The organism is Natronorubrum sediminis (assembly GCF_900108095.1).
Taxonomy (GTDB): Archaea; Halobacteriota; Halobacteria; order Halobacteriales; family Natrialbaceae; genus Natronorubrum; species Natronorubrum sediminis.
The window spans coordinates 1,416,049-1,428,038 of sequence record NZ_FNWL01000001.1; the positions used below are offsets into that span (position 1 = coordinate 1,416,049).

The following is an 11,990-nucleotide window of genomic DNA, read 5'->3' on the forward strand; positions in this document are numbered from 1 at the left end:
GACGGGCACCTCAACGGCTACTCGTTTGCCACCCGGGATCGGTCTGCCGACGTCACGAGAACGTCGATTGCAGACGTCCTCACTGTGGATGATCGAACTCGTTCCCGGTTGGTCATCGTCGAGCCACACTCTCTGCCATCAGCGTTTTCCGAACCAGATTCGACCGAACTGACCGCGGAGTGAGTTCCACGCGTCTCCTCGAGTACTCCTCAGACGTCGATCGAAAACACCCAGGTGAGAACGAACGACACGAAGACGAGCGTCAGCAACACGGCGAGGAGGCCAAACGAGACGCCCCAGCCGAACACGTCGGCGGTGAACCCGACGACGAGCGAGCCGACGGAGGCGGTGAGCACGTACACCGTTCGGATGAGTCCAAAGCCCGTTCCCCGTTCGGCCTCGGATAACCTCGAGAGAATTCGCGGCAAGAGCGGGGCCTCGAAACTCATGCCGACGCCTAAGAGCAGTATCCCTAACGCCGCCGCGGTGAGCCCGGGACCAGCGACGAGGAGCGCGAGGCCGATCGCACCGAGCAGGAAACACCCGGCAGTCGCGAGGTCGCGACCGAAGCGATCGGAGACCCAGCCGACGCCGACCTGTGCGAACCCCTGGGAGACGAAGTACGCCGAGAAGCCGACTGCTGCGAGCGAGGAGGAGTACTCTCGGTGCTCGATGAGAAACACCGGTAGGAACGACGCGGCTCCCTGCCAGACGAACTCACCGACGATGGCGACGAGGACCATGAACGTGATCGCCGGGCGCGAGAGCACCTCGGCGAGTGCGTGAAAGTCGAACTGCTCGCGCATCGAAATCGACGGTCGCTGAGGTTCGGTCGGGTCGACGAGTACGTAAAAGAGGACGAACGCTGCGGTGGCGACAACCGCCGTGGAGGCGAGTGCGACTCGCCAGCCGAAGGCGACGGTGAGCCACGTAACGATTCCGGGCGCGACCAATCCGGCGATCGTCGCACCGGAGTTGTGGATGCCGACGGCCGTCCCGACGTTGTCGTGAATGCGCGAGAGGAGCGTCGTCGCGACGCTGTAGTGGAGTCCGGCGAACGCGCCGAGGACGACCGTCGCGGCCACGAATACGACGAAAACGGGTGCGCCGGCGATGAGCAAACACGCGACGGCGGTCCCGCCGAGCGCCGTCAGGATGACGACGCGCTCGCCGAAGCGGTCGCCGACGACGCCACTCGGAAACTGGACCAAGCCGTACGCGACCCACATGCCCGTCAGCGCGGCTCCGATCGCCGTGTTCGAGACCTCGAACGCCGCGATGATCTGCGGGACGACCGGGCTGATCGCGACCCGAGCGAACATCGTCACGAAGAACGCGAGCGTACAGAGAGCGAGGACCGTGTTCCGATAGCGCCAGCGCCTCATCGATCGCGGATCCCACGAGCGCGGACGGCTACTCCTGAATTCGAAGCCACCATCATTTCGAACCGACTGTTCACTTGCCACTGAGCCGAACGGACCAAGAGTGTACTGGTACCTGCAACACAGCGACGGCGCGATGGTTCGCCTCTCGTCGCCTCAAAATTCACCGGTGTGCCTCACTCGTCCAACGATTCGATCAACTCGACGACGTAGCCCGACGGATCGGTCACGAACGCGATCAGCAAATTCGAGCGTTCGATCCGTCGCGGGCCGTCAACCACCTCGCTGCCGTAGCCCTCGACGAGTTGCTCGAGCGTCGATTCGACGTCGTCGACGCCGATCGCGATGTGGTCGATCCCCGAGGGCTCGAGGGCGAGATCGCGGTCGGCGTCGTGTTTGAACTGGATCTCGCTCTCGCCTTCTCCCTGTACGTAGTAGTTCGTCACGCCGTCGTTGCCGACGAAATCGCGCGTCTGCTCGAGGTCGAGGCCCTCGCAGTAAAACTCCATCACCGAGTCCACGTCGTCGATCCACACGGCAGTGTGTAACACGTCCATGGCTGAGACACTCAATGGCAGTACAAAAGCGTGGCTGTCCGCTTCGTCGTCGAGAGTCCGTTCGACTTCCGCCAACGGAATGCCTTTGGGATCCCCGCTCGTCCGTTACGCCTATGACTCGAGGGTCCTACGACGCGATCGTACTCGGCGTCGGCGGAATGGGCAGTGGCGCCGTCTATCACCTGGCCAAACGCGGCGTCGACGTGCTCGGCATCGAACGCTACGACGTTCCACACAGTCACGGATCGTCCCACGGCGACACTCGAATATTTCGGCTCACACAGCCCGAACATCCGTCGTACGTCCCGCTGGCAGAACGCGCGCAGACACTCTGGCGGGAGCTCGAGGCGGAGTCCGGAGCCGACCTCCTGACCCAGACGGGTTCGATTCACGCCGGTCCCGCCGGCGGCTTACACGTCGCAGACGCCGTCAATTCCTGTGAGACACACGACCTCCCCCACGAGGTGCTCTCGGGGGACGCCATAAACCAGCGCTTCCCCGGGTACAAGCTTCCCGACGACCACCGGGGCGTCTACCAGCCTGACGGCGGATTTCTGGCGTGCGAACGGGCGATTTCGACGCACGTTCGCCTCGCTCACGAACACGGCGCGACCGTCCGGGCTCGAGAGCGGGTCCTCGAGTGGAAGCCTCGCGAATCGGGCGTCGAGGTGCGGACGGATCGAGGAACCTACGAAGCAGACCACCTCGTCGTCGCCGCCGGCGCGTGGGCCGCGAATCAGCTCCCGGTGCTCGAGGACGCGCTCTCACCTCAGCGGCGGGTGATGTGCTGGCTCCAGCCGGAAACGCCGGCGCAGTTCGCCCCCGACTCCTTCCCGGTGTTCAGCGTCGACGTGCCCGAAGGGAAGTTCTACGGCTTTCCCGTGGCCGACCGGCCGGGATTCAAGTTCGGGCGCACCCCCGCCCAGCCCGAATCGATCGACCCCGACGACTGGGCCGACGAGCCGACGCTCGAGGACGAGCAGCGACTCAGGAAGTTGTCCGCGAATCGCTTCCCGAACGGGGACGGGCCGACGCTGCGTCTCGCAACCTGCATCGTCACTCGCTCGCTCGACGGTCACTTCTACCTCGACACGCACCCGGAGTACCCGCAGGTCTCGATCGCCGCCGGATTCACCGGTCACGGGTTCAAGTTCACCAGCGTCGTCGGCGAGGTGCTGGCCGACTTTGTGACCGACGGGGAGACCGACCAGCCGATCGACGTACACCGATTGGGAACCCGACTGGCGTGAACTGACTCGAGTGAGTTCAGCGCTCACGCTCGTGCTCGCGCTCACTACTGTGCGACGAGCACACACGTTCATAGTGACACAGCGTGAAGACGACGAGTATGACATCCTTTCGCACGGCAGCGAAAACAGTACTGTTCACGATCCTCGTTCCCGGAACGGTCGCCGTCGCGGTTCCACAACTCCTCACGAGGTGGCGACCGCACCCGAAACTGCCGATAGACTCGAGCGTCGCCGACGCGGTCGGAGCGCTTTCGCTCGTCTCGGGGATCCTGTTGTACCTGCACACAGCCCACGAGTTCCTCGCGGAGGGGGACGGAACGCCGTCGCCGAGTGACGAACCCGACGAGTTGGTTACGAGCGGCGTCTACGCTCGAACGCGGAATCCGATGTACGTCGGCGTCCTCCTCGTGATCGTCGGGCAAGCGCTTCGACGGCGATCCGTCTCGATCTGCTGGTGGGCCGCCGGCTGCTGGATCGGGTTCCACAACAGAGTCATCCGGTACGAGGAGCCACACCTGGCCGAGAAACACGGCGACGCGTACGAGCAGTATCGAGAACAGGTCCCACGGTGGTTTTCGCGTCAGTAAGCTCCCCTCAGGCGACCTGATTCTCGAGGTCGGCGTCCGGCCCCTCCTCGTCGATTCGCTCGAGGTTTTCGACGAGGATGTCCGCGACGCGATCCCAGTACGCCGGCGTGTAGCCGGAGTTGTGCGGCGTGATGTAGACGTTGCCGAGACCCCACAACGGGTGGTCTTCGGGGAGCGGTTCGGGGTCGGTCACGTCGAGTGCGGCGGCGTGGAGACCCTCGTTACGAAGCGCCGACAGCAGTTCGTCGGTGTCGACCAGCGGGCCGCGGCCGACGTTCACGAGGACGGCGTGGGGTGGCAGCGTTTCCAACTCGGCGGCGCCGATCAACCCGCGCGTCTCGTCGGTCAACGGACAGGCGAGCACGAGATAGTCGACGTCGACCAGCGCTTCCTCGATCTCCTCGAAGCCGTAGACCTCGTCCGCCGGGCCGCCTTTCTCGGGCGAGTATCGAACGCCGACCGTCTCGACGCCGAAGCCCTCGAGGCGCTCGAGGATCGCCTGCCCGATCGCGCCGAGGCCGACCACGCAGACGCGCGAGTCGTGAAAGTCGCTCATCGCCTGAAAGTGACGCCACTCGCGGCGCTCCTGGCGGCGCATCCCCTCGTCGAGTCGCCGCGTGATCATGAGTATCCAGCCGATCACGTGCTCGGCGATGTTGGGGCCGTGGACGCCCGACGCGTTCGTGACGGCAATTCCCCGCTCGCGGAACGCCTCGAGGTCGAGGTGGCCGACGCCGGCCGACGAGCACGCGAAGAGTTGGAGGTTTTCCGCGGCCTCGAGCAACTCCGGGCGGAGGTCGCGACCGACGACGACGGCGGCGTCGCGAACGAGTTCGCGTTCCTCGCGTCTCGAGGACGCCTGTCGAACGTCGGCGTCTGGCAGTCGGTCGCGAAGGCGGTCGCTACACTCCTCGGCCGGAATGCCGTGTGCTGTCGTGTGGAGCACGACGATGGGATCCATGGATTGGCCTCACGGTCCAGCGAGTTAAGATTGACTGGCTCACCTCAGGAGAGCGGAGACGGCGCGTGGTCGACCGTCCACTCCGAGTTCGGGATCACGGCCTCGATCTCGATTTCGATGTTGCCGCGGACGATCGAGCCGATCTCGAGGAGCGAACTCGCCGGGAGGTGCTCGCGCTCGAAGAACTCGCCGCGAACCGCGTGGATCGTCTCGAACTCCGCTTCCATCACGTCCTGGACGAACACCCGAATTCGGACCGCGTCGGTCATCTCGCCGCCTTGTTGTTCGAGCAACGCCTGAATCGTCTCGAGAACCTCTCTGGTCTGGGCTTCGATCGAGTCGCTCGCCGTCTCGACGGGCGTCACGCCCGACAGGAACACGCGCGTGTAGCCGTCGAATTCGACCGCGACGCCCCTCGAGTATGCAGTTTCGCTGACGGCGTCTGAGTCTGTCAATAGTTCGTTTCCGGCGTCCGGGTCGATGATCGTCTTTCGCATGTGCATTGGTATCGTTTGTCTACCCGGCCAATAACTATGCGCGTCAGTTTTCGGAGAGGTCGCCGATTCGACGGTCGAGGGTTAGCGTCGATCCCCACTCGAGCCGTCGGCAACCGAATCAGCCGACCCCTCGCTGTCCGCTCGAGCGAACAACTCCGGATCGAGAAAGAGCGTCGCGTCCGCCTGTTCGGGCGACTGCTCGTGGGTGTCGCTTCGGTCGGTGACGTAGGCGTCGATTCGGGCCGGGAGCGCCGAGGTGTCGGGACGATCGACCTCGAGTAAGTTTCCGGCCGGGTCGCGGAGGTACAACTGGACGGTGCCGTCGGGCAACCGGTAGAGCGGATAGCCGCCGTCGGGTGCGAGCGCGTCGTCGAAACACGCTCGCTCCTCGGCGGCGTCGAACACCGCCTCGAAGTCGTCGACGGCGAGCGCGAAGTGGTGGTACGTCGGGGCGTCCGTCTCGCGTCTGACGAGATGTAGTTGTCTGTCGCCGAATCGCAGCCACCTGACGGGGGCACCGAGGTTCGGTGCCTGAATTCGTTCCATGTCGAACACGTCGGTGTAGAAGTCAACCAGCGCCTCGAGGTCGTCCCCGTAGACGGTCACGTGCGTGAATCCAATCGCGGCCATTGATCGAGACTCACGCTCCAGTGGGTTATAGCTGCACACGACTGACGCTCGTCGCGACTGACTCGTGAGCACCCGCCCAGTACTCGAGCACGCAGCAACGTCGGACGACACAGCAGCTAAGACGGTCCGGTGCGTGTGACTATCACACATCATGCGCGTCGCTGCACTCACGAGCACCGAACTGCCGCCCGAACTCGAAGTACAGGAACGGTCCACACCGGAGCCGAACGCGGGCGAGGCGGTCGTCCGCGTCGAAGCCGCCGCGCTCAACCACCGAGACCTCTGGAAACTCGAGGACGACGACCGACTCGACGAGTCCGACCTCCCGTTCGTTCCGGGCGGCGATCTGGCGGGCGTCGTCGAAGCGACGGGAGCCGACATCTCGAGCGTGAACGCCGGAGACCGAGTCGTCCTCTGTCCGCTCGAGACCTGTGGCGTTTGTCGGGCTTGCCGAAACGGCCCAGAGAACAGGTGCGAGAACTACAACAGTTTCGACGGCGCGTTCGCCGAGCAGGTAGTGGTCGATGCGACGCGACTCGTCTCCCTCCCCGACTCGGTCGGATTCGTCGAGGCCGCGGCGCTGCCAATTGCGTACACGACCGCCTACCGAATGCTACAGCGAGGCGACACCAGTGCTGGTGATCGCGTCTTCGTGCCGGGTGCGACCGGCGGCGTCGGCGTCGCGGCGATTCAACTCGCGACCGTCCTGGGTGCGGAGACGATCGGCACGTCGACCGACGAGGACAAACTCGCGGCCGTCGACGCGCTCGGCCTCGATCACGCGATCCACACCGGCGACCCCGAGGAGATGCGCAAGCGGGTCGGGGCGATCGGCGACGTCGACGTCACTATCGACCACCTCGGCGGGCCCTACACCCGCGTCGGGGTCGATCTCCTAGGGACCAACGGGGCACACGTTATCTGCGGTCGAACCGCGGGCCAGCACCCGTCGTTCGACGCTCGAGACCTCTACTTCGGGCACAAACGCATTCTCGGCAGCACGCTCGGTACGCAGGCCGACCTCGCCCAACTCGTCGAATTCGTCGCCGACGGTCGACTGGACCCGGTCGTCGCCGACGAGTTTGCCCTGGGCGAGACGGAAGCGATGCTCTCGGCAATGCGCGATCGTGATATGGTCGGAAAACTCGTGCTTCGCCCCCAGCAGTAATCTGGAGTCGCCGTCTGGGAATCGACCCCCTCAGAACGTGCTTTCGATAGCGTCCTCGAGCGCGTCGACGGCCTCGTCGATCTCGGCTTCGGTAACGCACAGCGGCGGCGAGACGATTATCTGGGTGTTCGGTCGGCCCATGCCGAACAGCGCACCGTTCTCGCCGGCCGTCGAGAGCACCGTCTCGACCGGGTTGTCGTCCTCGTCGCTCACTCGAGGGTCGACGAACGGCTCGTCGGCCTCGGGGTCGGCGAACGCGACGCCCCAGTGGAGGCCGCGGCCGTGGACCGACGAGACGACGTCGAATCGCTCCTCCAGGTCGGTGAGCCGGGACTCGAGTCGTGGCGCGACCTCGCGCGTGTTCTCGAGGAGTCCATCCTCGTAGACGTCCATCGCGGCCAGTGCGGCGGCGCAGCCGACGGGGTGGCCGGCGAACGTCTGGCCCACGTCGAAGCCTTCCGCAGCGACGTACTCTGCGAGGTCGTCGTTCATCATCACGCCGGCGAGCGGGACGTAGGAACTCGTGAGCCCCTTCGCGAACGTCATCAGATCGGGCTGGATGCCTTCGGACTGCGCACCGAACCACTCGCCGGTGCGCCCGAAGCCGGTGATCACCTCGTCCGCGATCAACAGGATGTCGTACTCGTCGCAGATCTCGCGAACGCGTTCGAAGTACCCCGGCGGGGCGGTGTACGCGCCGCTCGAGCCCGCGACGACCTCGGTCAGCAGCGCGGCGATCGTGTCCGGGCCCTCGTTTCGGATGACGAACTCGAGGTGGTTGGCCGCCTTCTCGGCGAGTTCCTCGGGCGTCTCGGCGTCGAAGGCTTCCGGAATCGGCGGGAGGAACTTGGCGTTGCCCGTCGTCGTCGCGTGCGGTTCGATGTAGGCGCGGGTGTCGGTGTCGCCCGTCAGACTGGCCATGCCATACGTCGCGCCGTGGTAGGAGTGCCAGCGGGTGAGGACCTTCGAGGCGTCGGCGTACTCTCTGGCGAGCATCACGGCCGTCTCGTTGGCCTCGCTGCCGGAGATCGAAAAGAGCGTCTGGGCCATCGACTCGGGGGCGACCTCGAGGAGGCGCGCTCGAAGCTCGTTTCGCGTGTCGTTGTGCTTCCCAGAGGAGACGTAGGGAATGCGAGCCAACTGGTCGGCGATTGCGTCGATGATCTGCTGGTTACTGTGGCCCGCGTTGACGCAGTAGAGCTGTGACTGGAAGTCCAGATACGCCGTTCCCTCCGAATCGTACACTGTCACATCCTCGCCGTCGACGATCGTGGGAATATCGTCGTCCCCGTCGTACCAGTGGGGAATGGCCGTCGGCGTCGTCTCCGTCTCACTGTCGAGTCGTTCCATTGCCATAATCCCCCATATGACACGCGTTCACATAAATATCAGGTGATTGGTTTCCCTCCACTACCGATCAGCTGTTGTTGAATTGTGTGGGAATACCCTACCCAAAATTTGACTATAATCACGAGCGAGGACACGAGCGTCCGCGGCGGTGCATCTTTGTAACGCTGTGACAGAGGTCATGGTACCCGCTGATGGCTTCTCAAACCGATACTGAGACCGACGAGACGGTCGACACGGCCTCGATGACACTGTATCGACTCCACGGCTGTCCCTACTGCGAACTCGTCGTGCGCCGACTCGAGCGATACGCCATCTCCTATCGCTCGCGGTTCGTCGCGGGCGAACACAGCAAGCGAGACGCCGTTGCTCGAGCCTCGGGAACGCGGTCGGTTCCAGTCCTCGTCGATCACGACCGCGACGTCACGATGCCCGAGAGCGGGCGCATCCTCGAGTACCTCGATCGGACGTACGGAGAGGAGGGAAGCGACGAGTCGGCGGTGCCGGCCGGGACCGAACTGGTCGAGTTTCCGCCGACCGAGCACCCGACCGAAGGGGAGCAGGCACCGGATTTCACCCGTCCGCTCGTCACCGCGGAGTACTGGGAGGACGCGTCGCTGTCGGACCTCGTCGCGGAGGGCGGACGCGTGCTGGTGGTGTTCTTCCCGCTGAACTGGGGCGGGAAGTCCGTCTACTGGTGGGATGAGTTGCAGGATCGCGACTGGGTACCCGACGTTTCCGTCGTCGGCGTCGGCATCTCACAACCGTTCGACCACCAGCGGTTCATCGAACGACGGGGCCTCGAGTATCCGCTCTTTTCCGATCCCGGAAACGACGTGGCCGAACTCTACGGCGTCGTCCACGACCTCGACGGCATGGCGGGGATCTCGGAGCCACGGCCCGCGATGTTTCTGGTCGGGCCCGACCGAACCGTCGAGTACGCGTGGGTCGCGAGCGAGTGGCCGCCCTCGCCGCCGTTCGACGACCTCGAGGATAAGGTGCGACTGGCCGGGGAGTGAGTAGGCACCCAGTGGTCGACCCAGGAACCGGAAGAGGCAGGCGTGATTGCCTCGACCCGATGTTTTAATCGGTTCCTGTTGGGTGACAGTGTATGGCAAGTCGGTTCTGGAAACTCGTCTCGCAGGTTACTATCTGGCACGTCGCGGCCAGTATCTGTTACTACGCGATCTACGCGGGCACGTCGCTGTTCAGCGACGCGTTCTCGCTCTCCGGGTTCGAAGTCGGCCTCGTCATCACCTCGCTGACGCTCGGCTACGCGATCTTTCTGTTACCACTGGGGGTCGCGACGGATCGATTCGGTGAGCACACCACGCTGACACTCGGACTCATCGGCCTCTCAGTCGGCACGTTTCTGGTCGCGCTCGCGCCGAATTACGGCCTGTTGCTCGTCGCCGTCTTCGTGCTCGGCTCGGCGTACGGCACCGCCACGCCGGGGACTAACAAGGCAATCTTCGACAACATCAAACCGGAGCGACAACACCGAGCGATCGGCGTCAAACAGATCGGGCCGACCATCGGCAGCGCGGTCAGTTCCCTCCTCGTGACGGGACTGGTCGGCTACCTCTTCTGGCAGGCCGGTTTCCTCGTCGCCGCGGGCGTCGGGGTCGTCTGTGCCCTGCTCTTCTATCTGACCTACAGTGGAACCAGCGCGGCCGCGACGACGTACCCCGATTTCGGAAAGTTGCTCTCGAATCGGACCTACCTCTTCCTCGTAACCGCCGGCGTCTGTATCGGCGCGGGATTTTACACGACGACCGGCTACACCGTCCTCTACGTCGACGAAGGCATCGGTGCTGCGGTCGCGACCGGTGGCATCGTCCTCGCCCTGTTGCAGGTGTTCAGTAGCGTCGGCAAGGTGCTCTCGGGCTGGCTCGCGGACACCCTCCCCGGCACACCCCGGCGCAGAATCGGCGCCATCCTCTTCGTCCAGGTGTTCCTCGGCGGCTTCGTCTTCTTTCTCGTGACGCTCACCGAGACGCCACTCGAGGCCACGGTCGTCTTCTCGGTCCTCGGCTTTCTCGTGCTCGGATCGACGGGCGTCTACTACTCCTGTATCTCGACGGTCGTCACGGACGACGAAATCGGGGCGGCGTCCTCGGCGGGCCAGTTCGCGATGACCTTCGGCGGGTTGCTCGCACCGCCCGTCTTCGGGTTCTTAATCGACACCACGGGGTACGCCGCCGCGTGGTCGTTCCTCGGCGTACTCGCGTTGCTCGGGTCGGGGTTCATCGCACTCGTCGTGCTCACTGCGGAGTGAGTTATTCGGCTGTGAGTGGTGTGGATCGTCGAGGTGAAAACGGAGACCGCTCGAGTCCTCAGGCGCTCGCGTCCGTCGTCGTGGACTGTCGGTGGCTCACCGCGACGTGCAATCCGATCGACAGCGCGGCACCAATCAGTGCGAATCCGGAGAGCATCGCGAAGAAGTAGACGAGTTCGAACGAGCCGAGGACGAACCCGCCGGCGGCGATACTCGCGGAGCCGAGGCCGAACTCGCCGAGGTAGGTGTACCCGTAGGAGAGCCCGCGCGTATCGGCCGGCGTGTAGACGGCGACGGCCTCCTGATAGAACGGCTGAATCGCGAAGAGGAAGAAACCGATCACGCCACAGAGTGCGAGCAGCGGCACTAATCCGATCGAGGAGACCGGGACGAACACCAGCGCGAGGAGCGCGAGAATGGAGAAGATGACCATCAGTCCGCGCTCGGCGGCGAAACGATCCGTCAGTTTCCCACCTGCGTACTGACCCGCCATCCCGACCACGAGCAAGCCGACGTAGATGTAGTCGGCGGGTTCGATGCCTTCGAGTCCGGCTCCGATATCGATCCCCTCCATGACGGGCAGTCCGTGGAGAATTTCGGGCAGGTAGGTGAGCATGCCGCGGTAGAACAGTCCCTCGAACGTGACGATGACGAAGACGACCGCGAACGCGCTCGCGAAGAGCGTCCGCGAGTTCGAGAGGAAGTCGTCGAGCGTCAGCGCGTCGTCGGAACTGGCGTCGACGTTATCCTCGACGGCCGCCGTCGCATCGAAGTCCGCCTGCAGGCCGTAGACCGCCGCGATGAAGCCCGGGATCGCGAGGATGGCCGCGACGTACTGCCACTCGAGGAAGATGAGCAACGTGGCGGCGACGAACGGGCCCAGCGCGATACCGATGTTGCCGGCGATACCGTGCCAGGCGAAGACGGTGCCCCGTTCCTCGACGCCGGTACTGATGAGCGCGAGTCCGGCGGGGTGGTAGACGCTCGCGGCGAGCCCCCAGAGGAGCAAGCCGAACGCGATGGCGTATATCGAGTCGACGTAGGCGGCACCCGCGATGAGGACGAAGGCCGCGCTCATGCCGGCGAGACAGAGCAAGATCAATCGTTTCGGTCCGAATCGGTCGGCGAGGACGCCGGCTGGCAGTGCACCGAAGCCGAACAGGCCGTAACTCGGTGCGAGGACGAGTCCGAGAACCAGCAAGGAGACGTCGAATTCGGCGAGCCAGACGACGAGAAAGATCGGAATCGAGGTTTCGAACCAGTGGACGAGCGAGTGACCCGCCATGGTGAATCCAGCGATCGACCGGTCGTTCGTGTTGAGTCCCATAGATAC

12 protein-coding genes are annotated in these 11,990 nt (G+C 64.5%); 5 read left to right on the forward strand and 7 right to left on the reverse strand.

The window, feature by feature from the left end; translation table 11 throughout:
* Positions 1–209 precede the first annotated feature (209 nt).
* Both BLW62_RS06920 and BLW62_RS06925 read right to left on the reverse strand, forming a co-directional pair.
* Positions 210–1,385: an MFS transporter gene (locus tag BLW62_RS06920; protein ID WP_090506294.1), complete on the reverse strand. Its 1,176-nt coding sequence runs from the start codon at positions 1,383–1,385 to the stop codon at positions 210–212.
* Between the two features lie 173 nt (positions 1,386–1,558).
* Complete coding sequence (locus BLW62_RS06925) at positions 1,559–1,939, reverse strand: VOC family protein (protein WP_090506295.1); 381 nt, start codon at positions 1,937–1,939, stop codon at positions 1,559–1,561.
* Between the two features lie 113 nt (positions 1,940–2,052).
* Here BLW62_RS06925 and solA point away from each other — a divergent pair, with 113 nt between their 5' ends.
* Together solA and BLW62_RS06935 are read left to right on the forward strand one after the other, a co-directional pair.
* Positions 2,053–3,189 carry an N-methyl-L-tryptophan oxidase gene (solA, locus tag BLW62_RS06930; RefSeq protein ID WP_090506296.1) on the forward strand — a complete coding sequence of 379 codons (1,137 nt, stop codon included), beginning with the start codon at positions 2,053–2,055 and terminating at the stop codon, positions 3,187–3,189.
* A 98-nt stretch (positions 3,190–3,287) separates the two neighbouring features.
* Positions 3,288–3,776 carry a methyltransferase family protein gene (locus tag BLW62_RS06935; protein ID WP_090506297.1) on the forward strand — a complete coding sequence of 163 codons (489 nt, stop codon included), beginning with the start codon at positions 3,288–3,290 and terminating at the stop codon, positions 3,774–3,776.
* Between the two features lie 7 nt (positions 3,777–3,783).
* On the opposite strand, the gene BLW62_RS06940 is transcribed toward BLW62_RS06935, so the two are convergent.
* The 3 genes from BLW62_RS06940 to BLW62_RS06950 all read right to left on the reverse strand — a co-directional run bounded on the left by BLW62_RS06940 (position 3,784) and on the right by BLW62_RS06950 (position 5,864).
* Positions 3,784–4,737, reverse strand: a complete 954-nt coding sequence (locus tag BLW62_RS06940) for a D-2-hydroxyacid dehydrogenase (protein ID WP_090506298.1) — start codon at positions 4,735–4,737, stop codon at positions 3,784–3,786.
* Between the two features lie 44 nt (positions 4,738–4,781).
* Positions 4,782–5,240 (reverse strand): RidA family protein, encoded by a 459-nt coding sequence (locus BLW62_RS06945; RefSeq protein ID WP_090506299.1) that lies wholly within the window; start codon positions 5,238–5,240, stop codon positions 4,782–4,784.
* Between the two features lie 75 nt (positions 5,241–5,315).
* Positions 5,316–5,864, reverse strand: a complete 549-nt coding sequence (locus BLW62_RS06950) for a VOC family protein (protein WP_090506300.1) — start codon at positions 5,862–5,864, stop codon at positions 5,316–5,318.
* Between the two features lie 151 nt (positions 5,865–6,015).
* Here BLW62_RS06950 and BLW62_RS06955 point away from each other — a divergent pair, with 151 nt between their 5' ends.
* Positions 6,016–7,032 (forward strand): alcohol dehydrogenase catalytic domain-containing protein, encoded by a 1,017-nt coding sequence (locus BLW62_RS06955; RefSeq protein WP_090506301.1) that lies wholly within the window; start codon positions 6,016–6,018, stop codon positions 7,030–7,032.
* A 30-nt stretch (positions 7,033–7,062) separates the two neighbouring features.
* Here BLW62_RS06955 and BLW62_RS06960 read toward each other — a convergent pair whose 3' ends face one another.
* Positions 7,063–8,388 carry an aminotransferase family protein gene (locus BLW62_RS06960; RefSeq protein ID WP_090506302.1) on the reverse strand — a complete coding sequence of 442 codons (1,326 nt, stop codon included), beginning with the start codon at positions 8,386–8,388 and terminating at the stop codon, positions 7,063–7,065.
* 185 nt (positions 8,389–8,573) lie between these two features.
* On the opposite strand from BLW62_RS06960, the gene BLW62_RS06965 reads away from it, so the two are divergent.
* Both BLW62_RS06965 and BLW62_RS06970 read left to right on the forward strand, forming a co-directional pair.
* A complete protein-coding gene (locus BLW62_RS06965) occupies positions 8,574–9,398 on the forward strand; it encodes a redoxin domain-containing protein (protein ID WP_090506303.1) in 825 nt (274 codons plus the stop codon).
* 92 nt (positions 9,399–9,490) lie between these two features.
* Positions 9,491–10,657: an MFS transporter gene (locus BLW62_RS06970; protein WP_090506304.1), complete on the forward strand. Its 1,167-nt coding sequence runs from the start codon at positions 9,491–9,493 to the stop codon at positions 10,655–10,657.
* A 58-nt stretch (positions 10,658–10,715) separates the two neighbouring features.
* Here the strand turns inward: BLW62_RS06970 and BLW62_RS06975 are convergent, their stop codons facing one another.
* Entirely contained in the window at positions 10,716–11,984 is a 1,269-nt protein-coding gene (locus BLW62_RS06975) for an MFS transporter (protein ID WP_090506305.1), read from the reverse strand.
* Positions 11,985–11,990 lie beyond the last annotated feature (6 nt).